We start from the raw sequence: 24,765 nt of genomic DNA on the forward strand, positions 1-24,765 counted from the left end.
TCACTTCATGTTATACGTAATAAAGGAGCTGAACTTATGCGAATGTTTCGCAATCCGATTCTGCCAGGATTCTACCCAGATCCTTCGCTTTGTCGTGTTGGTGAAGACTATTACATGGTCACGTCGACTTTTGAATATTTTCCCGGCGTGCCGCTTTTTCATAGTAAGGACTTAGTTAACTGGAGGCAAATCGGGCATGTGCTCGATCGGCCGTCCCAGTTAAATTTGGATGGAATACCTTCGTCACGCGGTATTTATGCGCCGACGATTCGGTATTATAAAGGGATGTTTTACATGATCACGACGTTTGTAGAGAGCGCGACCGGAGCACGGAAAAACTTTTTCGTCACCGCGACTGATCCTGCTGGAGACTGGTCGGAGCCGTATTGGTTAAACGATGCACCTGGTATCGATCCCTCCTTGTTTTTTGACGATGACGGGAAGGTATATTACACCGGAAACCGTGTCCCTCCTGAGGGCCAGCAATATCCGAAGCATATGGAGATCTGGCTGCAGGAGCTGGATCTGGAGACGAAGCAGCTGACGGGTCCGAAGCTGAGCTTGTGGGATGGCGCCCTGAAGCAGATTCACGCGCAGGAAGGACCGCATTTGTACAAAATCAATGGCCAATATTATCTGGTCATTGCCGAAGGGGGAACCGGCTTTACGCATTCCGTAACGATTGCTCGCAGCAACTCTCTCACAGGACCTTATGAGAATTGCAAAATGAACCCGATTCTAACCCATCGGCACCTGGGAAGCCAATACGGTATCGTCAATGTCGGTCACGCCGACCTTGTGGAAACTCAGCATGGCGAATGGTGGATGGTCTGCCTTGCCTCGCGGCCTTATGGGGGACCTTACCGGAATATGGGCCGGGAAACGTTCCTCGTGCCTTTTACGTGGGAGAACGGATGGCCGGTCGTTAATCCCGGTAGGGGCATTATCGAATGGGAGATGCCAAGTCCGAATTTGCCTGAAAAGCGTTGGCCGTCTTTGCCGATCTGCGATCATTTCGACGCACTGGAGCTGGAAGACAGGTGGAACTTTATACGGACGCCGCGTTGGCGATTTTGGAGTCTGACGGAACGTCCTGGGCATCTTCGTTTGAAGCTTAAACATGAGCCGATGACCCAGGAAGTCAATCCGAGCTTTGTCGGCCGAAGGCAGCAGCATATCTCCTATGCTGTACGTACGGCGATGGAATTCACGCCGAAGGAAACGACAGAAACCGCCGGCTTCGTGGCGCTGCAGAATCACAATTTTCAATATCGGTTCGAATGTGCCATGTTGAGCTCTGGTCAAGCTATCGTTCGCGTCATCTGTAGGGAAAATGGCGTTGAAACGGAGCTTGGTTCCAAAGTGATAGTGGCAGGAAAGATGTTCTTGAAGCTCGAAGCCACTGGGCAATCGCTTCGTTTCGATGTTGCGAAAGATGCGGAGAAGTGGGAGACGGTGGTCGAGCAGGCAGATGGGACCGTGTTAAGTACGGATAAAGCAGGCGGCTTCGTCGGGGCGTATATCGGACTGTTTGCCAGCGGGAATGGAGAGGCGAGCTCGAATTACGCGGACTTCGATTATTTTGAATACGTAGGTTTATAGTTAGGGTACACATCTTGGAGATGAGAGAGGAACGATGATGACAACGATGCTGGAGAAGATTGCTGCTCCCAAATGGGAGATGCCGGAAGTGCTGCTTCCGGAAATTCCTGATTTTACAGTGAACTTGACGAATTTCGGGGCGGTAGGCGATGGAAGAACCGACAATACGCAAGCTTTTCGCCAGGCGATTGAGACGTGCGCGCAAGCGGGTGGTGGCAAGGTATTCATTCCGGCAGGAATATGGCTAACGGGGCCGCTTACACTCACGAGTCGATTGGAGCTGCATACGGAGATTGGGGCCGTCGTGCTGTTCAGCAAGCGGTTTGAGGACTACTCGCTGATCGCGTCCACCTTTGAGGGGAAGCCGTCGGTCCGTTGTCAATCTCCGCTTGATGCGGAGGGCGCGGAGCATATTGCGTTGACGGGGCAAGGCGTTTTTGACGGAGGAGGCGAAGCGTGGCGGCCTGTGAAGCGTTGGAAAATGACGGATCTTCAGTGGGAGCGTCTAGTCGACTCTGGCGGTATCGTCGATGAAGCGGACGAGATGTGGTGGCCGTCCAAGGCGGCGATGGCGGGGCGCGCCAATGTCGAGCGGTTGTTACAGGAAGGCCAACAGGATGTGGAGGCTTACTTGCCGTATCGCGATTATTTGCGTCCGAATCTACTTAGCTTCCGGAGATGCAGCCGTATTCTGCTTGAGGGTCCGACGTTTCAGAACTCGGCGGCGTGGAATCTGCATCCGTGGGGGTCTGAACATGTTACCATCCGTCATGTCACAGTGCGGAATCCATGGTTCGCCCAAAACGGCGACGGACTTGACCTAGAGTCCTGCCGCTACGCGATCATCGAAGGGTGTACATTCGACGTAGGGGACGATGCGATCTGCTTGAAATCAGGCAAAGACGCCCCCGGTCGCGCGCTAGGCATACCGTGTGAATACATCACGATCAAGCATTGTACGGTCTATCATGGACATGGCGGCTTCGTCATCGGCAGCGAGATGTCCGGCGGTGTCCGGCGCGTTCACATCAGTGATTGCACGTTCATGGGGACGGATATCGGGCTTCGCTTCAAAAGTGCCCGCGGGCGCGGAGGCGTCGTCGAGGAGATTCTACTCGAACGGATTCGTATGACGGATATTGTCGGAGACGCCATCTCATTCAATCTCTTTTATGCTGGTGTAGAAGGTTCAGGGATCTTGCAGGAAAATCAGTTTGCGGTTACGGAGGAAACTCCGGTGTTCCGCGATATTACGTTTAGGGATATTGATTGTACAGGCGCGGAGCATGCCTTTTTAGTTAATGGACTCGCGGAAATGCCGCTTGAAGGCGTGTCCGTCTACAATTACAACGCGACAGCACGGACGGGCGTCGTGTGCCACAACGCGAAGGATCTTAAACTGGAAGACCTCCGTTTGTATACCGAGGAGGGACCGCTGGTGAAGCTGCACCAGTGCCAGGACGTAGAACTGACGCGTTTAAGCGGAACGGGAGCGCAGGGGCAAGACACGATGCTCGCGGTGTCCTGTAATTTGTCTTCTGGGATCATCTGCCGCGATCCGCTGACAGCACCGACGCTCCGCCGTGTACAGGAAGGGGACGAGGTTCCGACTAAGGTGGTGCAGACTTCAGCTTGGTATGCCGATCTGGGGAATGGGCGGTTTCGTAATCCAATTCTGTACGCAGACTACTCGGACCCGGATATCGTGCGTGTCGGGGAAGATTTCTACATGACGGCTTCCAGCTTTGCCAGCTCACCAGGGCTTCCGGTTCTGCACTCGAAGGATCTCGTGAATTGGACGCTAATCGGGCATGCGGTGGATAGACTTCCTGGGGGCTATGACGATGGCGTTCGGCATGGCGATGGCGTTTGGGCGCCGAGTATCCGATACCATGAGGGGAAATTTTGGATCTTTTTCAGCGCGCCGGATGAGGGCATCTATATGACGACGGCTGTAGATCCTGCGGGGCCGTGGACACCGCTGCATATGGTAAAAGAAGTAAAAGGATGGATAGATCCATGTCCGTTCTGGGACGATGATGGCCGGGCGTATTTGGTTCATGCGTTTGCCAATAGCCGCTGCGGGATCAAACATAAGCTCAAGCTGTGCCGAATGCATCCGGAGGGAACATCGTTGCTTGACGATGGGGAGATCGTCTTCGATGGCACACTGGCGCATCCTACGCTGGAGGGACCGAAGCTTTATAAGCGCAGCGGTTACTATTATATCTTTGCACCGGCAGGGGGCGTACCGACAGGTTGGCAGACCATTTTCCGTTCAAAGCACATTATAGGGCCTTATGAGGATAAAATCGTCCTGCACCAAGGCGAAACGGAAGTAAACGGTCCGCATCAGGGCGGCTACGTCGACCTTGATTCTGGCGAATCGTGGTTCGTTCACTTCCAGGACTGCGAAGCGTACGGGCGAATCGTTCATTTGCAGCCGATGCAGTGGGTTGACGACTGGCCGGTCATGGGTATTGATACGAACGGGGACGGGATCGGCGAACCTGTGCTTGAGCTAGCGAAGCCGAATGTTGGGCGTGAATGGCCGTTTGCCGTTCCGGCGACGAGTGATAACTTCGACAGCCAGGTCCTTGGCTTGCAATGGCAGTGGCAGGGGAATGCTAAGCCGGAATGGTACTCCCTGCATGCGAAGCCAGGGCATTTACGGTTGTATGCGCAGGAGCTTCCGACAGGCGCACGCACGCTGTACCTGGCGCCGAATGTGCTGTGTCAGAAGTTCCCAGCCCCAGTATTTACGGCGACTACGAAGCTGTCGTTTGCTTCAGCGAACCAGAACGAGCTCGCTGGATTAACGATATTCGGTCATGATTATCGTTATCTTGCGTTGCAGCCTGCTTCAAGTGGGATGAAGCTTGTTTTCGTGCAAGGGCGGGGGAGTATGAAGGGATCATCTGAGGAAACACAGGCTGAACGACCGCTTCCGGCCGGTGTGAACACGGTGTACCTCCGCGTCAACGTCATACTGGAAGCCTTATGTACGTTTGAGTATAGCTTAGACGGCAAGTCTTATTTGCCAATTGGCGACCGCTTCGAGGCGGTTCCCGGCGGCTGGGTGGGTGCCAAAGTCGGTCTGTTCTGCATCAGTCAGGGTACGGGAGCTGGCAGCGGTTACGCTGATGTAGATTGGTTACATTATTAACTTTCATGTATGTGTCCTTATTTATTATAACCAATTGTGATGCGCTTAGAAGGAAGGCGAAAGGAACAGATGAACAATAACGTAAATTGGTCAGTGAAAACTGCAAAAACCATTATGAGAAACTCAAATGAACGAGGCTTTCATCCAGAGTTGGAGCAACGTTGGATGTATGTGAATGGTATGACATTAAAAGCTTTGCTTCATGTAAGCGAGCAGACGGGAGATGACTCGTACGAGACTTACGTCAGAAGGCATATGGATTTATTCGTTCAAGAGGACGGTTCGATCCGTACATATACTCTGGAGGACTATAATCTTGACCAAATCAACCAGGGTAAAGTGCTTTTAGCTCTTTGGAAAAATACGTCCGAACAGAAATATGCCAAGGCAGCAGCTAATCTGATTCTTCAACTAAAAGGACACCCTCGAACAAGTGAAGGTGGATTCTGGCATAAAAAGATATATCCGTATCAGATGTGGCTGGACGGTTCCTATATGGCGACACCCTTCATTGCCGAGTACGCGAAGATTTTTGATGTTCCTGAGCTTTTTGATGAGGCGGCAAGACAATTAATGCTTGTAGAAAAGAATACACGTGATGCTCGCACAGGTTTGCTATACCATGGCTGGGATGAAAACCGCGAGCAGAGTTGGTGCGAAGTCACAACAGGGAAATCGAAAAATTTCTGGTGCAGGGGTATGGGCTGGTATGCCATGGCAATCGTAGATGCGCTGGAGCATTTTCCAATCGATCATCCGAAGCGGGGTACACTTATGGGCATTTTCGAAAGGTTGATAGGCGCACTAGAGAAGGTGCAAGATCCAAATACAGGATTGTGGTATCAGGTGTTAGATCGTGGAAAAGATGGATTGAACTATTTGGAGGCATCGGGAAGTAGTATGTTTGTCTATACTGTATCTAAAGGTGTACGATTAAAATATCTTTCAAAGTCATTTAATTCGGTAGCTCAAAAAGGGTATCAAGGTCTTATAAGTGAGCTTGCAGAGGAAGATGATTTAGGTGTACATGTGAACAGCATTTGTCATGGTGCAGGGCTTGGAGGTAGTCCTTATAGAAGTGGTAGCTATGAATATTACCTGCAAGAGGCAGTAGTTAGCGATATATTCATGGGAATGGCGCCTTTTTTGCTGGCAAGTGTAGAGATGGAAAGATTACAAATCGAGTAGCAACCTATGAACCTTACGAGAAATCGTAAGGTTTTGTCACGTTTCAATAGTAACGTTTATTTTGCATCCATTTGCTCAGGAGATAAAGACACAAAATTTATCAACCGAAAGCACAAAAAATATCATGTAAAAGCGCGTCCAATCTCACCATTTACATGCTACAGATAGTGAGGATAAGTTCCCTTGTGTTCATAAAACAATATTGGGCAGCATAGTTGAATGCTTTTTACCTTGCTTCGTGTCCATATCCTCAAAAAATTCGACAATACCGGAGAAGATTTGGAGGATTTGATTTCTATTGGGACGATTGGACTAATCAAAGCAATCGAGTCATTCTCGCCGAATAAGGGTACGAAGCTGGCGACTTTTGCTGCACGATGTATTGAGAATGAGATCCTTATGCATTTGCGCTCCCTGAAAAAAACACGAGAAGATGTGTCTTTGCATGACCCGATCGGAACGGATAAAGAGGGGAATGAAATTACGCTAATTGACATCCTCGGCAGTGAGGCAGATGACGTGGTAGATGCGGTTCAGTTGAAAATCGAGAAGAGCAAAATCTATCGGAATCTGGAGATATTGGACGACCGTGAGAAAGAAGTCGTGGTTGGAAGGTTCGGGTTGGAGCTCGGTGGCGAAGAGCGGACACAGCGGGAGATTGCGAAGGAGCTGGGGATTTCACGTTCGTATGTTTCGCGGATTGAGAAGCGGGCTCTAATGAAGCTGTATCATGAATTTTATAAGGCGAAGCGGTAAAAAAATTGAATCGCAGACTTCATTCATTTGGCATCAAATAATGGAAGCGAAGACAATGACAGCCTTAATCCAAATGGAACATGTTAGTAGTCGCTGGATATCCCACAGGGTGAGTTTGTAGCTATTATGGGGCCATCAGGTTCAGGAAAGTCCACATTGATGAATATCATCGGCTGCTTGGACATTTCAGATGAAGGTTTGTATGTCCTAGATGGGAATCAGATTCACTCCCTGAAGGATTCACAGTTGGCTGAGATTCGGAATCGGAAGATTGGGTTTGTTTTTCAAAGCTTCAACTTGCTGCCAAGATTAAGCGCGTATGAAAATGTGGAGTTGCCGTTGATCTATCGGGGATTATCGAGAAAACAGCGGGAGCCGCTGGTCTTGAAAGCACTAGAAGCGGTGGATTTGCTGGACCGGAGGAAACACTTTCCTTCAGAGTTGTCCGGTGGACAGCAGCAACGTGTTGCGATTGCGCGAACGTTGGCAGGCGATCCACCGATTATATTGGCGGATGAACCTACAGGGGCGCTGGATTCGAAGACTGGTGCGGAGATCATGGATACTTTCAGGCGGCTTAATGAGCAAGGGCGGACGATTATTGTGATTACGCATGATCGGCAGGTTGCGGAGCAGGCGAAGCGGGTTGTTAGGTTTCGGGATGGGAAATTGACTCATTAAAATGGATAATACTAAAAAATTAGCCTTACGATAATTAATCGTAGGGCTTTTAATTTTATATAGCTGGAGGAGCTGCTCTAACTACTTTAAAAGATGTCAGTAAAAGTGTAAAAGCTGCAGAGAAAGTTATTTTAGATAATCTCAATGGTTTTTGCGATTGTTTCACAGCTGGCACCAAAGTATTGACTCAAGACGGTCACAGAGTCGTGGAACATCTATGTAGGTGATGAACTTATTACAACGACGGACGAGCATCCGTTCTGGATTCACAGTAAAGGATGGGTTATTTAGCGTTGGATCCTCCTGGTTGAAAAAGTTGAGGTAGACAAAAAATGTGATCTACGCAGTAATACGGAAAAACGTGATGTTTGCTAGATGTGTGAATTGTGTGAAAGCGAGGCGGCGGTCTATGATGACATCAGCAAACGAGAGGGAGGAAGCAACTAATGATCGAACAAGCAGCGAGTGCTCCAGCAAGTGTTACCCGAAGAAAATGGGATCGCAAACGTTTCAGGCAAAATGTACCGATTATGCTCATGTTTTTGCCGACAATCATTTTTTTCATTATTTTTAAATACTTGCCCATTGGAGGGCTTGTCATTGCGTTTAAAAATTACAACTTTATGGATGGTATCCTCGGCAGTCCCTGGATCGGATTCAAAAATTTCAATGTCCTATTCACTCAGCCACAAATGACGCGCATCCTTCGCAACACCTTTATGCTAAGCTTCCTGCAGGTTGTGGTTGGATTCCCTTTTCCGATTCTACTGGCAATCTTAATGAACGAGGCGCGTAAAATGTGGTTCAAACGGTTCGTGCAGACAGTTGTCTACATGCCGCATTTTCTAAACTGGGTCATTGTTGGCAGCTTTGTGCTTATTATTTTCGCTCAGCAGAACGGCATTTTGAATCACTATGTTGAAAAGATATTCGGCAGTCCGATTCCATTTCTCTATAAGCAAAATTCCTGGATTAGCATTTTTATCGGCAGTTCGGTGTGGAAAGAAATGGGCTGGAACGCAATTATTTATTTGGCAGCGCTAGCCTCGGTGGACCCGTCTTTGTACGAAGCAGCAAGCATAGATGGCGCAGGCAAGCTCAGACAAATTTGGAACATTACGCTGCCAGCGATTATGCCGACGGTTGCCATCATGTTTATTTTGTCCGTAGGACACGTGATGGAGGTTGGCTTCGATCAAGTGTATATGCTGCAAAACGCAGCCGTATCGGATATCGCTGAGGTGATCTCGACTTGGAATTACAAAATGGGCATTAACGGTGGACAATTTAGCTTGGCCGCAGCTATGGGATTGTTTGAATCATTCGTTGCGCTTGTGTTGGTGCTTGGCGCCAATTTCGGAGCAAAGCGTTTTGGCCAGAGCCTGTGGTAGTGAGGAGGGAAGACATGCGGACATCAACATCTGAAAAATTCTTCTATGCTGGCAATTACATCATACTCAGCCTGATCTCGCTGACGTGCATTCTGCCGATGTTTCATCTGTTTGCATTATCGCTAAGCACGAATGATGCGATTACGTCTGGTTTCGTGAAATTTTGGCCGGTAGGCTGGAATTTTGAAACGTATCACAAGCTATTCACGGGCACGCGTATCGTGGAGGCGTTTCAAAATAGTGTGAAGCTGACGGTCGTCGGCACCTTAGGAAGTATGATCTTCACTGTACTCTGCGCATACCCGCTTTCACGCAAATATATGTACGGTCGTCGTTTCTTCTCAATCGTGATTTTGTTTACGATGATTTTCAATGGTGGTTTGATCCCTACGTACTTGGTTGTGAAGTCGCTCGGCCTCGTGAATACGTATTGGGCAATCTGGCTGCCAGGCATCATCAATGTGTACAACATGCTGGTGATGAGAACGTTTTTCTCCGGAGTTCCAGAGGAAATTGAAGAGGCAGCCCGCATCGATGGCAGCAGCGAACTGCGCTTGCTGGTGCAAATTATATTACCGCTTTCCATGCCGGTTATTGCTGCTATTACGCTGTTCTATGCTGTTGCCTACTGGAACGTATTCTTCAGCATGATGATCTACATGAACGATTCCGGGAAAGCCAATCTGGCTGTGCTAATTCAGAAAATGGTTCAAAGCCAGCAACTGTTGCAGCAAATATCCAATACATCGTCAGAGGATTTGAACTCGATTACACCAGAGTCGATCAAAGCTGCAGGTGTGTTCGTACTCATATTACCGATGCTAGTCGTCTATCCGTTTCTGCAAAAGTATTTTGTAAAGGGTGTCATGATCGGTTCTGTGAAAGGATAGGGAATTTTTACCTTGCAGCTATGTCCTAAAGGACTGCTGATAGATTATAATTCACTAAGGAGGTCAAGTAGATGAAAAAGAAAACCCTTACATCCGCAACGGTAGCCATTGCACTCATGACAACGATGGCGGTAGGCTGCTCGAAGAACGACGACACTAAAACCAATTCTGAGGCAAGCGTGAGCAAAGAACCTGCTGCAACGACAGAGGCTAAGAAGTCCCTGAACCTCAGCATGTCTTTCTATGACCGCGGCACCATTCCGCCAGAAGTTGGCAAGCCCGAGGAAAATCTGTGGACGAAGTACCTTGCAGAAAAAACGAACGTCAAACTGCAAATAGTACCCGTACCACGCAGTGAATCCGTACAGAAGCTGAATACGTTGGTAGCGTCAGGCTCTCCACCTGATCTGATTATGGAGTACGACGGAATCTTCCGGACACAGTTGTATACGCAAAAATTGCTTATGCCGATTGACGATGCGATCGATAAATATAGTAAGACGTATAAAGAATTGTTGACAAAATTCCCGCTATTGAAGAAGCTCGCCACCCGCGAAGATGGCAAAATGTACGATTTTGGCCGTGTGCTTGGCTATGTGCCGTATCATTACGTGCTTGTACGTCAAGATTGGCTCGATAAGCTGCATCTGCAAGTTCCTAAGACGACAGATGAGCTCTATCAAGTGGCGAAGGCTTTCGCCACACAGGATCCAGATGGTAACGGTAAAAACGATACGTTCGGACTCAATCTGAGTACGACGGTGCCGAGCGACGATGGCTGGGTCAATTATATGTTCCAGAACGTCGACTGGGTACTGGCTGATGGCAAATGGACGAAAGATTGGGATCGCGCGGAAGTTGCGGCTTCGTTTAAGAAGAAGCTGTTCGACGAGGGGATTGTAGACAAAGATTTCTTAACAGACAAGAACGGCAAGAAAGCGGAGCAGGATTTTGTTACAGGCAAAACCGGATTTTACGGCTCCGGAGGCAATTTGAAAGCGCTTTACACGTTGTATCAGACGCTGCGCAAAAATGTGCCTGATGCAAAGCTAGTGCCAATTGCGCTGCCGGGCAGCCAGTTCGGCCAGTTTACACCTGATTTTAACGCTCCTGTGCAGTTAACAGGTGTCATGTATACGAAAACAAAGGATCCCGAAGCTGCTGTGAAAATGGTAGACTTCCTGAGCTCGCAGGATTGGATAAAAACGACGTATTCTGGTATCGAAGGTACACACACTAAAACAGTAGACGGCAAAGCGGTTGCGATCGATCCAGACAAAAATAAGAAGGAGCTTGATTGGCTGGGAGACTACCGGATGCTGGGCGGTCAGTATGTGTATAACGAGTTTGACACAACAATGAAGAGCTTCGATCAGAGCAAACCGTTTGACAAAGAGTTTTATGATCTTGGCAAGAACTTATTCAGTATGTACATCACGAAAGATCGTCCACTGGCACGTATTACCTTGCCTGGATTCTTCCCTACACTGCCTGCGGATATGAACTTGGTTCAGAAGAACTTGCTGGATGCGAGCGGCAACCCGATTAAGGACGTGTGGAGCAAAGCAATCGTAAGCGGAAGCTCTTATAGTGTAGCTCAAGCGAAACAAGATGCGCAGAATATTTGGAAAAAATCGGATGGGGATAAGTTGGAAACGTGGTATCGCGATTGGTACACGAAAAATAAAGATTCAATGATCAGTCAGAAAGATCTGGTTAGCATGAACTTTAATTAAGCAGGATGCGAGACTGTCGGTGGTTGTCCCTCCGACAGTCTTGCCCTATAAAGGGGACAAGAGAGCATGAGACGCAAGGGACGCACCTGGTTCTACCGACTGGTTACAACGTATTTGCCAATCGTATACTTGCTGGCGTTTGTTTTGTTTTTCATTTTCTTTATGATCATCAGCCAGCTGTCGCAGAAGCAGACACTGCGAGCGAATGAAGCATTTACAAGGTATGCCCAGATGCAGCTTGACGCGCTCATGTCTAACATAGATCAAACGGTTCTAACGCAAACGCTGGACAGCAAAGTATTCAATCAGTATTTATTTAATATGTATGAAGACGGCAGTAATCCGTATTTACAGCGGAGCGAAGTGTCGGAACAGTTTCGGCAGGTTAAATCCAATTTTCCGCTTATCCAATCTATCAATTTTTATAAAAATTTGGATATGAGCGTGCTAGGCATCGATTTATTTCAGCCATTCGGCACGTTTGGCGACAGTGCTTTCATCGGAGAAGAATTCAATAAGCAAATGATTTCGGAATGGACGGGTCTCAGAACCTATAAAGAATTCCCGAATTCCTACGATAAGAGTGTGGTTTCCTTAGTCAAAAAAGTGCCGCTTCTCTCTGATCCGAAAGGCGTTTTGATTGTCAATCTGGATGCCGTGCTGCTGGACAGATGGTTCCAGACGGTGACGGATGGAGCAATCTCCTCGATCCGTTTGGAAGATCAGTCTGGGAATCGAATTGCTGAGAGCAAGGATCCTCTTCGTCACGGCATCATGACAGTGACGTCGCCAGTGACAGGGTGGAAAATTGAAAGTGGCATTAAAGAGACGTATCATTATGCGATTTTTTCGGATATGTATTACAGCTGGATCATCCTAGGAATAGCTATGGTGCTTGCGGCGTCAATCGGGATTATTTATTTGTCCAAACGCAATGCCCGGCCGGTCGATGCCAGCATGGCTCGAATTCTCGAGTTTCTACAGGGCAAGCAGCCAGGGGCGGTAAGCTCAGAGTTGATTCCTTATGTCGATGCGGCTGTGGATAGCATTATCGATTATGCAAACCGTTATCAATCGGAAAGCAAATCGAATCTGCCCTACCGGCAAAAGCATTTTTTCACAGAGTTGCTGATGGGTGAACGTACCATCGACAACGAGGAGCTTGCCGAAGAGCGCAGGCTGTTTGGGATAGGTGGCGACTGGCAAGTCTATTCGGTAGCGCTGTTGGAGATTGATCGAATGACAGATTTTGCAGGGGGCTATTCGCAGCGCGATCAATATTTACTGAAGTTCGTATTGACTAACGCGTTATCGGAGACAGCTGGGGAAGCGGGAGTGAACTGCTGGAGCGAGTGGCAGAACAATGATCGGCTCGGCATCCTGTTCGGCGCCTCGGAGCAGGTGAGTCTCGAAGCAACTCGTGATGTTTGCGAGCGCATCCGAGCCTGGGTCGAAGCTAATCTATCATTCACGATCACGATTGGTATTGGTGACGTTACGCATCAGGCTAGCGGGATCCGTCTGTCGTGTGAGCATGCGGATCAAGCATTGCAGTTCCGATCGGCGCTCGGTCGCAACCGAGTTATCGATTACTCAGAGACGGCTCGACGCGCCGAAACTGAGTTATTCGACATGTTGCAACTCATTCGTAATTTGGTTACTTCGTTCAAGAGCGGCAGCGACGATTGGGAGAAGCAACTTCGCTTCCTATTTACGGCGATTGATAAAGGGTTATACACCCATGATGAGCTAAAAAATCTGTTCAACTATTTACTATATACGTTCACGAGAGAGTTATCGGAATTCCCTCAGGAGTACTCCGAGGTATGGAGATTGGAAGGCATGTCCCCGATTTCCAAAGCAATCGATTCATTTGAAACGGTAGTTGAGCTGCGCCAGTTGATCGAAGACAGTCTGCGCCGATTATCTGAAAGGTGGAAGCAGCTTCGCGAAACGCGGAGCCAGCGGCAAATTATTCATGATGTGAAAGATTTCATTGAGGTGCAGTACAACAATTCCGAGCTTTCCTTGCAGCTATTGAGCGACACATTCAACATTAGCAAGAATTATGTTTCCAGGCTATTCAAAGACGAAACTGGTGCTAATTTCATCGATTACTTGACTGAACTTCGCATGCAGCATGCCAAAAGATTGTTGGAAGATACGAATCTCTCTATTCAGGAGATTGCGGTTCAGGTCGGATATGAACATTATTTTACATTTAATAGGGCGTTTAAGAAGCTAACAGGATTCCCGCCAAGCGATTACCGCAAGGGAATATAACGAGGATGTATTAGTAAAGGAGATTCTGCAACTGACGGTGCCGGCGGGACGACTCATGATGAGCTACGGCTAAATAAGATATTTGGTTTAGTGGGATAGAAATCCTTGCACCAGAACCACTTGATGTATCATCGAGAGGGTAATTAGGAGATCGTATACAAAAAAATGACTATAATGAATGTCCAAATACACATTCATTATAGTCATTTTAATTTATTACGAATGATTTCGTTACTTCGTAGTTTTCCAAGCGTCAATTTGCTTTTGCATTTCAGCGATGATTTTATCGGATCCTGCTGTTTTAAGTTTTGCTACAAATTCGTTGTACTTTTCTTCTGTCGTTACACCTAAGTCAATCGCTCTGGCATACTCATCAAATACGGCACTCGTCTTTCCGATTTCAGATTTAACGGGTTCTGCATCAAAGGAGAATCCTAATAATTTGGAAGGGACAGCGGATGCATTTACTTTTTTAGTATCCTCCCAGACGGTTTTAGGCATTCCCTTTTCAACATTAGCCAGATAATTGGATGCAAACATCCATGGTACATTCGGATTATATCCTTTTTGGCCATCTCCTGGAATCATAAAGCCATCCGCATCGATTTTGAAGTGCTTATCTTTAACACCGAAGTTCAAGAGATTGTAGAGGTCTTTATCTGTGTTCAAAAGCTCAAGGAGCATCATAGCTCTTTCTGGGTTCTTAGAATTTCTGTTGATAGCCTGCATCGTAGCGATGATTCCGCCTGTTGTCAGATGCGCTGTGCCTGAAGGGACTTCAACATACGGTTCTCCGCCTAAAGAGGAACTCAGGTTTTCGCCACCCGGTTTGAAGGCTCCACCGATATTTATGGCCCATTTACCGGCTTTTCCATCTGTCCATTCATCCGTTTTCTTGGAAATCCGTTCTTTGGAGTTCAGATACCCTTTGGCATTCCAATCTCTCATCGTTGCTGCGAATTTTTTAACTTGTGCGCTCTCGAACTGATTAATGACTTTAAGGTTTCCATCTGTGTATTCTACAGCACCAGGCACGTTGATACCTGCGATGGTTTCAAAAGTGAAAGCATCCGTGAATTGCACCATCCCTGAAATAAAAGATTTCTGTGGATTGTCTTTGATGACACTTTGAAGGAAAGGCTCTAATAAGTTTAAGGAGTCCGCGTTAATTTTGCCGTTGATGGCATTGAGATCTAGCTTGTATTTATCGACGAGTGCTTTCGGGATCATGACAGATGGTGTTCTGGCCGAAATTTGTTCATTGACGAATCCGTAAATTTTACCTTTTACTTTGGTGGCATCCCAGAATGATTTCGGAACGGAACCAAACGATTTCGGTGCATATTTAGCAAGTAGGTCATCTAGAGGTAGAAATGCCCCTTTAGCTACGTTTTGCGTATAATTGTTAATCCAGTTTGCTGAAAATGCGATATCATAGGGCTCGCCCGAAGCAATCACAACTTGCATTTTCTGATCATACTCACCGAAGCCTATTGGTTTAAAATCAACCGTAGCATTGAGTTTGGATTTCAACACTTTATTCACTTCTGCAAAAACTTGATCCTGGTCAGCTTGTGGAAAATTGCCTGGGAAATACCATGTTAGTTTTACCTCGGGTAGGGTAGCGGGTGTTGCTACAGTAGCAGTCCCGGCTGGTGTGACCGATGGGCTTGCAGATGGTGTGGGACTGCTTCCACATGCGGCTAATAGCATGCTGGATAGGAGAAGGATCGTGCTAACGGTCATGCCTGCTTTTCCTAATCTGAATCCTTTTAACATGTCTTAAATCCTCCCTTTTAGTTAAAGCCTTGTTATATCTTAAAATGGACATGGATCCATGTTTAAGCTATCCTTTTACTGCACCAACCGTGAGTCCTTTTACAAAGTACTTTTGAAAAAATGGAAATACAGCAAGCATAGGACCAGCTGCAAGTATTGCCATAGCCATACGAGCTGACTCGGAGGGAAGAACGGAGTTCTTGACCCCCGGAGGAATTTGATTTGTTGAACTTGTTAGGAATTGAATATTGTTCATCATTCTGTAAAGCATGAATTGCAAGGGAACCAAATTCTCTTTTTCGATATAAAGTAAGCTTAGCCACCAGTCATTCCAATAGTGCAACAGCATGAATAATGCGACTGTAGCAAGACCTGGTTTGGAAAGCGGAAGAATAATTTGAATGAAAATACGGAATTCACTAGCGCCGTCGATCATACAGGATTCGATAAGGCTAAAGGGTATCTTTTGCATAAACGAGCGTAAAATTAAGATGAACCAAGGAATGGCTAGGTAAGGTAAAATCAAGACCCAGATTGTATTTTTTAAATGCAGATAATTGGACATTAAGATGTAAGTAGGAACTAATCCGCCATTAAACAGCATTGTGAAAAACACATAAAAACTAAGTGAACTTTTGAACTTGTAGTCTTCTCGCGACAGCACATAGGAGATACCTGCCATAACTAAGACGGAAACAAATGTACCGAAGAAGCTAACAAACAAAGAAATTTTGAAAGCGCTTAATAATTGTTTGGGCTGATATAGAATATATTGATAAGCAGTTGTATCGAACAGTTTGGGGATCAAGCGGTATCCGTTTTTGATGATGTCAACTTCACTGCTCAATGAAACGGAAATAACCGAGATCAGAGGGATAATACAGGTGAGACCAAATAATATGAATATTAAATTGATTAGGATTTGTGGTAAATTTTTTTTGAGTAACATGGGCTCACCTCCTAAAATAATTTGTTTTCGTCATTTACTTTTTTAACGATAAAATTGCTCAAAAGAACGATGACGAATCCCATTGTGGATTGAAAGAGGCCTACGGCAGAAGACATGCCGATATCACCAGAGACCTTAAGCATGCGGTAGACATACGTATCAATAACTTGCGTAACGGGGAATAGTTGGCCAATCTCCCGAGGTATGAAGAAGAATAATCCGAAATCTGAGTAAAATATTTTCCCTACAGATAGCAGCGTCATGATCGTGATTAAAGGCATAAGCAAAGGAATCGTTATGTTACGGACCATTTGGAATTTGGATGCGCCATCAATGGCTGCGGCTTCGAAATACTCTTGTGAAATTCCCAGAATTCCGGCGTAAAAAATAATGCTGACATAACCAATTCCTTTCCAAATATTAATAAATGTTAGTAGGAAAGGCCAAACCCATGTATGGGTATAAAAATCAAAGCTGCCCATTCCAGCTTTCTCCATCCAAGATGTAATAACACCGTAGGGTCCGATAAATGAATAGGTCATATAGGCTACAATGATCCAGGAGAAGAAGTACGGGAAGAAGAAAATGGTTTGATACGTTTTTAATAACGTTCTGCTTACTACTTCATTTAATAGAATAGCGAAAACAACGGAAAGGAAAGTCCCGATAGCAATAAATACGATATTGTAAGCAAGTGTATTTCGTACAACTAACCAGGCATCATTAGAAGTGAAGAAGAATTTAAAATTGTCAAAACCGACCCACGGACTGTGAAAGATACCATCTATATAATTGATGTTTTTAAAAGCGATAAAGATGCCACCCATAGGAAGATAGGAAAAAACAAAGATGATAAGAATGGCTGGAAGCGCTAACAAAGTTAATTGCAAATTCTTTTTAAAATGACGTGAACGTAGGATGTTTTTGCTCATCTTAGTGTTAACTCCTTTGATCAGATTCGATACCTTAATACTAGCTACTCACAAGAAATAGTACAATTGCTGATATGATTCATGAGTTCTGTATGGAGCCAAATAGAAGTTCTCAATCGATGTTTTTGTACTAAAAATGGGTATTTAATTGCTTTTATACGTTTTGAATTGATTCATTTTAATCCGATGTGTTACTCTTTGGAGAAGAGGAGTGGTTGAAATGCTCAAGAAATTTATACTGAAAAATCCTTTTCAGCTGTTCCTAACTATTCTATTACCCTTCTTATTAAGCACATTGGTTTTACTTTTTGTACAATCGTCTTTCTTAAGCCGGAATTTCGAGAATTTTGCTTTGGATATGGTTTATAGTCAACAAAAAACGGATCTCCAAAACACGAGTAGAAATGTAAGCGTTATCGCCCAATCGGCCAAGTCAGTCTCAACTACAGCTTTTTTCGATGATACGATCAAAGACCTCCTATACTCCGATGTGCCTTCGGAAGACTTTGCTAAATATCAGCTCAAATTGGAAGCGTATAAAAATATATATCCCTTTTTAAAATCGATTTATATCTATAATGGTAACAAAATGCATGTTATTCCCAGCACTGGTTTTATTTATAATCGTTTCACCTTTGAGGATAAAGGGATATTTCCGATTTTGGATGACATTGAGCACCATAAATCACATAGCATAGTGCTGAGACGAATTCCTAACGTTCTCTACGGTATAGCCTCTGACCAGAAAGAAATTTATGTATATTCCTATCTTTTCTTTGATTCTCAAGTTTCAAGCGGCAAAGTAAGTGAAGCCATCATTCTAAATATTTCGGAAGAAGCCGTCAGTAACAGTATTAACTCCTCTGATCATAAAAACGAAAACCGTATTTTTATCGTCAATCAAGATGGTCAGTTGATGTCCAGTGATGATAAGCATCCCTTGCTGAGTGATCTTAATGGGGATGACTATATTAAAGTCATTAATGCTTCCAAGGAACCAAGTGGAACCTTGCGCATGGATGTAGAGGGCGTAGATTCATTTATTACGTATGCAGCCACAGATGCTTTTGATTGGAAATTAATCAGCATTACACCTTACCAAGACATCGTTCAAGATATAGAGAAAATGAGGAAAAAGACGTATCTCCTTGTTCTTTGTTTCATTATTGGAAGCATGTTGCTCTCGTTCTATTTTTCTAGAAGGCTGTATGCTCCGATCCTATTGGTTATTCAAAACTTCAAGGTGTTGGAGTCGGAGAAGCGGAATGAGTTCTACTATAGAAAACAAAACTTCTTACGAAAAATGGTACTCTCAGGCGATATCATCTCCGGAGATACCCTGCATTCCCGATTTGCGACCTATAAAGTAGATCTCGAACCTTCCCATTCCTATATACTTCTCTTAGTGAAATTAGATCGATTCTCTGAATTTTGTGCTAATTATAATCTGGGTGATCGAAATTTACTTAAATTCGGGATGGTTAATATCATTTCGGAAGTGGTTTCAAAGGCCTATAAACATGAATGTATTGAGGTAGAGGAAGATCAGATTTTAGTATTGATCCAATACAGATCTGAAACGTTATATCCTTCAGAGAATGAAGTACTCGTCGCCATTGCGAAAGAGATTCAACTAAACACACAACAGTTTTTACATATCGCGACATCCATCACATACGGTGAAGTGTTTGAGACCTTATATTCGTTGAATTTTCAATACTTAAAAACACTTGATTTATCCTATTACAGATTGATCTTGGGTCACCAGTGTATCATCTTTCATGAGAACATCAAGTATGTGACAGAAGACTTCAAATATCCGCAGGATCTTGAGAAAGAACTGACAGATACCTTGATTCAAGGGCAGTTCATCGAGGCCAAACAAGCCTTATCTGACATGATTAGGAGTGCTTCAAAATATAGTTTTACGATTCTCAATTCGGTACTCATTCGTATGCTGTTATCCATTCGTCACGCGATTGAAGTGGTAGAAGCGAATCAATCGCTAAAAGTGAATTTTAATTTCAATGCCTATCTGGCTAATCTTCAAAAGATGGAGACATTAGAAGATATTCAAGCGGATTTCTATCAGTTGTTTGATAATCTGTCCATGGAATTGGACGCCAAGAAAGAAAACAAATACATCAAGTTGCTTGATGATGTGAATCAAATCATGCACGAAGATTTTGCAAATCTTGCCCTATCCTTGGATACCATTGCTGAAAAAGTTCATTTATCTCCCTCTTACCTAGGCAAACTGTATAAAAAGCATCGACTCATCTCAGTAACCGATTATATGAATAACGTACGGCTTGCTTATGCTAGTGACCAGATTGCTTCCACCGAAGAGACCATTAATAACATTATGGAAAAGTCAGGGTTCACAAGTCGCAGTCATTTTTTCACACTATTTAAGAAGGCATATGGCGTGACACCTAATCAATATAGAAGTAATGCCAAAAAATCCGTACCTGTGGAATGATCGCAGGTGCGTTTTTTTTGCTAAAACACTAATTTAAGTACAAATGTATAAATTCAGTACTTCTCTTTTCCACTGTAGCGTACTTATGGAAACTCTTAGGAATTGTTCTCTATTTCATGACTGATACAATAATAAATGAGATAGAAATGGAGAAGAAAGTGGGAATGACATGAGATATTCAACTTTCGGGAACACAGGGCTAAGCGTATCTATATTGGGCTTGGGGGGCGCTCCACTTGCTGGTGATTTTGGTAAGACAGACGAAAATGAAGTACAGGCGCTCATTCATGAAGCGCTGGATTCAGGCATTAATTTCATTGATACAGCTCCTTTATATGGAAGCGGAGAATCGGAGCGTCGAATTGGTAAAGCGCTCGCAGGACGTAGGGATCAAGTTATTCTTGCCTCCAAAGCGACTAGATCTGATAGGAGCTATGATTACGACGCGACTATTCGTTCCGTGGAAGATAGCTTACAGAGGCTGCAAATGGATTATATCGATATATTACAAATACATGATGTGGAAAAGCAGTCTTATGATCTCATCATGAATGAGACAATTCCAGCGTTAGATAAGTTAAGGCAGGACGGTAAAATTCGCTATCTGGGTGTAACGACGAGGAATCTACCCCTACTTATGAGTTACATGATAACGGATCGGTTCGATTCGATTCAATTTTATGCACGATATATGCTTATTGATCATACGGCGAAGGATGAAGTGATTCCGCTAGCAAAGGTGAAAAATATGGGTGTTATAAACGGAAGTGTCCTTGGGCTTGGGATCTTGGCAGATGCTCCTGCACATTTTATCGATGCGGATATTCGGTTAAAATCTCTAAATCGGATGGCAAAGTTAGCGTTCTTACGAAAGACAGAGCCACGCGGACTCATCGAACCTGCGATGAGATTTAGCTTAAGCAATCCGAATATTCATGTGACACTTACGGGGACATCTTCGCGGAGCTCACTTCGTACTAATTTGTCCTTCTGTGATGGGAGAGGGCTAGAGGCAGAAGAACAGCAACAGGTATTTGATTTATTCCAAGATCAACCATTGCTCGACTAAGTGAAACTTAATTGAAAGGGGAAACGTGACATGATCTCATCTCAAAATGATAAGGCAATGCCATTTGTTGGTGCCTCGGTACGTGTAACTCCGCCGCAGTGGGCGATGCAGGAGCAGCTTCTTTTTGAAACATTGAATAAAGCAGCTAAGGAATTCGTGGACAGATATACACATCCGGATGGTACCCTTATTTGGTTCGAGCATTGGCCGGGTATGGACGGATCCGACGATCCGTATGAAGGGTTTATGAATTTGGCTCTTTTGTATGTGCTTGGAGGGAGCAGCGAGTTGCACGAAATATCCCGTAAAATATGGGATGGTATTACCTGGCAGTGGACGGAATATGGGCAAATCCATCGTGAATTTGATGCGTATTACGACTGGATGCATCACGGCGAAGGTTACTTGTATCTGTACTTCCTTGGCTTGGCAGGACCATCAACGCTGAAGGATCGCCAACGTGCGAAGAATTTTGCGGCGATGTACACGGGAGACGACCCAGAGGCTCCAAACTATGATAAACAATTGAAGCTGATTCGATCTCCGCTGAATGGCAGCAAAGGCCCAAGGTTTGTGGTGTCTGAAGAAGATTGGAGCACGCATCGGGGAATTTTGGATGATTATCTAGCCCCTTATGAAGATATCCCAGGTGTAGACTTCCAAAGTCTCAAATGTCATTGGAGCGATGATAAGGTCTATCAGCATCTGATTTCCATGATGAACGAGCGAATGAATCGTGGTGATGTGCCGCTTAACTTGAATGCAACGGGGCTAGTTACCCATGCTTTTATGTTTACTGGTGATGAGAGCTTGAAGAACTGGGTAATCGACTATGTGAATGCCTGGCAAGAGCGAACTCGCTTGAATGGGGGAATTATTCCCGACAACGTTGGGCTGAATGGACAAATTGGGGAATACAATGATGGGAAATGGTGGGGCGGTTACTATGGCTGGAGATGGCCTCATGGGTTCATGACGATTATTGAACCGCTTACGAACGCCTGTATGAATCGTGTCCTGCTCACGGGTGACTTACAGGGGCTCCAGCTGGCGAGGGAACAGCTCGACAGAAACTGGGAGCTCCGCATAGAGCAAGATGGGAAATGGGTTGTGCCTTACAAGTGTTTCGACAGTGGTTGGTCTGATTATCGCGGGGCAATGCCCAAGTACCCAATCTACCTCTGGTCGATGTCCATGGCGGACGAGGATTTAGAACGAATCGAACGCATCCCGAAAGACCATGACTGGAATGAGGTTATCGTACCTGCGTTCTCTGGTAGAGATCCGAAAACGGGTAGAGAGACCAAGCATTATATCGGTAATACACAGCCGTGGTATCAATATATACGTGGATATTTGCCGGATTATCCTGAGCGCATATTAGAAGCAAATTATGAGATGATTGGCAATCAACTAGCTAAAATGCGTGCACCAGAAGGTGATCCCTACAGCTGGGCAGAGCATTATAACGAAGGCATATACTCCGCCATACATATTTGGCAGGAAATGTGCCCGCTCTATTTCGAAGGTCTTGTTCAGCTTACACTTGGCGGACCTATGCATATTTCTCATGGGGGATTGCAGCATGGGCGAGTTCGATATTTTGATGCTGGAGCGAAGAGACCGGGATTGCCGACTGGCGTATCTGCCTTGGTGGAAAAGCTGACTCCGGATTCAGTGACCGTTCAGTTGGTTAATACGAACCCGTTTGAGGAGAGGGAGCTCATTATTCAAGCTGGCGTTTTTGGTGAACATCAGTTTGGAATCGGAGAGATTGTGAATGAGAACGGCGAAAAGACTGGAACCGTGGACGTGAATGGGAAGTGGTTGCATGTTTCATTGCCAGCGGGAACAGGAATCACATTACGTATAGCCATGAATCGCTACGTAAATAGTCCAACGTATGATCTGCCATGGCCGAATCTGGTTGACCAATCCATCATTTTCGGTCGAGGGGTGTAAGGTCAGTCGCTGTTAGATCGACTGACCTTCATTAGTGAATCAATCTTGCTGTTTAGTATCTTCCCTTTGGAATGTTGGCCCATTTGACTAACCATTCTTCATAGGACTGAGCGGTATCCGGTGCTTCCGCACTCTTGGCAATGAAACCCTGTGCCTTGCCACTTACGGTAGCAGTTGGCGTAGCTTCATAACGGATATCCATAGACCATCGGACGGCATCGGTATGATTAGAGAGAGCTCGATGTGGTAGTAGTTGGTTAAAACAAAGCACATCACCAGGCTCCATTTCAATCGAGATGCCTTTTAGTTGCAGCGCGTCTTTTTTACTTAAGCCCAGAAAATCCGTCGCTTCATCGACGACTCCTTCCAATAGCGTATCTGTAAAAAATCCAGGAGCCACTTGTAAGCAACTGTTCGCTTCCGTCACTTTTTGAAGTGGCATCCACATCGAAACAATATGAACATGCTCAGCATCGCGATAATATTGGGCGTCCTGATGCCAGGGTGTATCCGTCCACTTTTGATCAGGAAGTTTGGGTCTCGCATTAAAAATACCGTGTGCAGAGATTTCGGATGTACCGAGAAGATCGGAACCGATATCTAGTAGTACGGGATGTTTAAGGAACTCGAACATAGGAATACCGACAAGGTCCCTTCGGGGGCTCCGGATATACTTTGGTTTTCCAGCAGCATTCCAAAGCTCGACAAGCCTGTGTTGGAAATCTAGATCTGTCCGTTTGTCGTGGATCAGCCCTTGTTCGAGCCAAGAATCAACTAATTCGTCGACCCACTGCGAAAGAATCTCTGTAGCTAATTGCAGTAGTGGTTGTGGAATCAGACCTTTGGCATGCAAGTAATTGTTTTTTTTATAAAATGAGATCTGTTCATCTGAAAGTATAATCGCCATGTGTTGTTTTCTCCCCTTTTAAGTTTTATTACTCTCATGATAGCAACCATCTGTCTTCGTGAACACGACAGTATGACGATGAATTCGGTTGAAATTTAACCTTTTGTAGTTAACATTTGTTACTTATAAAGGAGTGTATGGATCGTTATGAATCAACCCTTTACCCTACAAGAAATCAAACCTACGGTTAAACTAGGTCAGTGCCATTTTAAAATTGTAAAGCCCACGTGGTCCTATCAAATACATGATCATGCGGGATTTGAGCTATTGTATTGTCAAAATGGACATGTGATTGAATGGATTCATGGGGATTCAGTAGAAATGAATACGGGGGATTGGTTACTGATTGGTCCAGGGGTTAGGCATAGCACGATTAATCATTCGAAGGTTGACTTTGCCTATTTCTCTATGCATTTCGACATCGAAGATATTGAAATCAGAAACTACCTAATAGATATTAATTATGCCTTCATGGAAGGTCCCGTACACAAATTACAGGATTTATTTCAGCATCTCCAAGTACAATTTGTATCTCATCAAAAGCTACTTATCCAATCAACACTTTTATTATTGTTACACGAGGCCATACAAGTTGTTGAATTCCCGAATAATCACATTCAGATAAATAAGAAAAAGTTAAATGCGCAGGAGATTGAAATGGCTTGTACGATTGAAGGCAAGCTAGGCGAATTCCCACACCGCACGATAACCATTAATCAAATCTCCAAGGAGCTTTTCATAAGCAGAAGTCATTGCAACGAAATATTTAAAAAAGTATATGGCATTGCGCCTCGGCAGTATCTCAGCATGTTGAAGTTAAAGAAGGCAGAGGAACTCATTATTCAATCTGATCTATCTTTGGATGAAATAAGTGAAAAACTGGGGTTTTCGTGTACAGGTAGCTTCAGTCGACAATTTCGCCGTTGGAGCCAACTTTCCCCGTCCCAATTCAGAAAAAAGAAAGCGCTATCATTTTTTGATGAATAAGGAGG

Annotated in this window: 16 protein-coding genes and 2 pseudogenes; 14 read left to right on the plus strand and 4 right to left on the minus strand. The window is 45.0% G+C overall.

Annotated elements, in window-relative coordinates; all coding sequences use genetic code 11:
• Positions 1 to 36: 36 nt before the first annotated feature.
• From AC58QM_RS16490 to AC58QM_RS16535, 10 genes and pseudogenes are all read left to right on the plus strand, one after another.
• Positions 37 to 1,602, plus strand: a complete 1,566-nt coding sequence (locus AC58QM_RS16490; protein WP_497285719.1) for a glycoside hydrolase family 43 protein — start codon at positions 37 to 39, stop codon at positions 1,600 to 1,602.
• A 79-nt stretch (positions 1,603 to 1,681) separates the two neighbouring features.
• A pseudogene (locus AC58QM_RS16495) lies at positions 1,682 to 2,980 on the plus strand (glycoside hydrolase family 28 protein); the annotation flags it as partial.
• A gap of 237 nt (positions 2,981 to 3,217) precedes the next feature.
• Positions 3,218 to 4,768: a glycoside hydrolase family 43 protein gene (locus AC58QM_RS16500; RefSeq protein ID WP_497286041.1), complete on the plus strand. Its 1,551-nt coding sequence runs from the start codon at positions 3,218 to 3,220 to the stop codon at positions 4,766 to 4,768.
• 69 nt (positions 4,769 to 4,837) lie between these two features.
• Positions 4,838 to 5,956 (plus strand): glycoside hydrolase family 88/105 protein, encoded by a 1,119-nt coding sequence (locus tag AC58QM_RS16505; RefSeq protein ID WP_497285721.1) that lies wholly within the window; start codon positions 4,838 to 4,840, stop codon positions 5,954 to 5,956.
• Positions 5,957 to 6,190: 234 nt separating this feature from the next.
• Positions 6,191 to 6,712 (plus strand): annotated as a pseudogene (gene sigK, locus AC58QM_RS16510) (RNA polymerase sporulation sigma factor SigK); the annotation flags it as partial.
• Positions 6,713 to 6,811: 99 nt separating this feature from the next.
• Positions 6,812 to 7,393, plus strand: coding sequence for an ABC transporter ATP-binding protein (locus tag AC58QM_RS16515; protein WP_497286043.1), 582 nt, complete (start codon positions 6,812 to 6,814; stop codon positions 7,391 to 7,393).
• Between the two features lie 446 nt (positions 7,394 to 7,839).
• Entirely contained in the window at positions 7,840 to 8,784 is a 945-nt protein-coding gene (locus AC58QM_RS16520; RefSeq protein WP_497285723.1) for an ABC transporter permease, read from the plus strand.
• A 14-nt stretch (positions 8,785 to 8,798) separates the two neighbouring features.
• Positions 8,799 to 9,674: a carbohydrate ABC transporter permease gene (locus AC58QM_RS16525; RefSeq protein ID WP_497285725.1), complete on the plus strand. Its 876-nt coding sequence runs from the start codon at positions 8,799 to 8,801 to the stop codon at positions 9,672 to 9,674.
• 71 nt (positions 9,675 to 9,745) lie between these two features.
• Positions 9,746 to 11,410, plus strand: coding sequence for an extracellular solute-binding protein (locus AC58QM_RS16530; protein ID WP_497285726.1), 1,665 nt, complete (start codon positions 9,746 to 9,748; stop codon positions 11,408 to 11,410).
• Between the two features lie 66 nt (positions 11,411 to 11,476).
• Positions 11,477 to 13,693, plus strand: coding sequence for a helix-turn-helix domain-containing protein (locus AC58QM_RS16535; RefSeq protein ID WP_497285728.1), 2,217 nt, complete (start codon positions 11,477 to 11,479; stop codon positions 13,691 to 13,693).
• 231 nt (positions 13,694 to 13,924) lie between these two features.
• On the opposite strand, the gene AC58QM_RS16540 is transcribed toward AC58QM_RS16535, so the two are convergent.
• The 3 genes from AC58QM_RS16540 to AC58QM_RS16550 all read right to left on the minus strand — a co-directional run bounded on the left by AC58QM_RS16540 (position 13,925) and on the right by AC58QM_RS16550 (position 17,353).
• Positions 13,925 to 15,472, minus strand: coding sequence for an ABC transporter substrate-binding protein (locus tag AC58QM_RS16540; protein ID WP_497285730.1), 1,548 nt, complete (start codon positions 15,470 to 15,472; stop codon positions 13,925 to 13,927).
• Between the two features lie 67 nt (positions 15,473 to 15,539).
• Positions 15,540 to 16,421, minus strand: a complete 882-nt coding sequence (locus tag AC58QM_RS16545; RefSeq protein ID WP_497285732.1) for a carbohydrate ABC transporter permease — start codon at positions 16,419 to 16,421, stop codon at positions 15,540 to 15,542.
• 11 nt (positions 16,422 to 16,432) lie between these two features.
• Positions 16,433 to 17,353 carry an ABC transporter permease gene (locus tag AC58QM_RS16550; RefSeq protein WP_497285734.1) on the minus strand — a complete coding sequence of 307 codons (921 nt, stop codon included), beginning with the start codon at positions 17,351 to 17,353 and terminating at the stop codon, positions 16,433 to 16,435.
• 220 nt (positions 17,354 to 17,573) lie between these two features.
• Between AC58QM_RS16550 and AC58QM_RS16555 the strand changes: the two genes are divergently transcribed.
• The 3 genes from AC58QM_RS16555 to AC58QM_RS16565 all read left to right on the plus strand — a co-directional run bounded on the left by AC58QM_RS16555 (position 17,574) and on the right by AC58QM_RS16565 (position 22,866).
• Positions 17,574 to 19,835 carry an AraC family transcriptional regulator gene (locus AC58QM_RS16555; RefSeq protein ID WP_497285736.1) on the plus strand — a complete coding sequence of 754 codons (2,262 nt, stop codon included), beginning with the start codon at positions 17,574 to 17,576 and terminating at the stop codon, positions 19,833 to 19,835.
• A gap of 169 nt (positions 19,836 to 20,004) precedes the next feature.
• Entirely contained in the window at positions 20,005 to 20,904 is a 900-nt protein-coding gene (locus tag AC58QM_RS16560) for an aldo/keto reductase (protein ID WP_497285738.1), read from the plus strand.
• A 30-nt stretch (positions 20,905 to 20,934) separates the two neighbouring features.
• Entirely contained in the window at positions 20,935 to 22,866 is a 1,932-nt protein-coding gene (locus tag AC58QM_RS16565) for a DUF8034 domain-containing protein (RefSeq protein WP_497285739.1), read from the plus strand.
• A 52-nt stretch (positions 22,867 to 22,918) separates the two neighbouring features.
• On the opposite strand, the gene AC58QM_RS16570 is transcribed toward AC58QM_RS16565, so the two are convergent.
• Complete coding sequence (locus AC58QM_RS16570) at positions 22,919 to 23,773, minus strand: phytanoyl-CoA dioxygenase family protein (RefSeq protein ID WP_497285741.1); 855 nt, start codon at positions 23,771 to 23,773, stop codon at positions 22,919 to 22,921.
• A 147-nt stretch (positions 23,774 to 23,920) separates the two neighbouring features.
• On the opposite strand from AC58QM_RS16570, the gene AC58QM_RS16575 reads away from it, so the two are divergent.
• A complete protein-coding gene (locus tag AC58QM_RS16575; protein WP_497285743.1) occupies positions 23,921 to 24,760 on the plus strand; it encodes a helix-turn-helix transcriptional regulator in 840 nt (279 codons plus the stop codon).
• Positions 24,761 to 24,765 lie beyond the last annotated feature (5 nt).

It is taken from the genome of Paenibacillus sp. J22P165 (genome assembly GCF_059692015.1).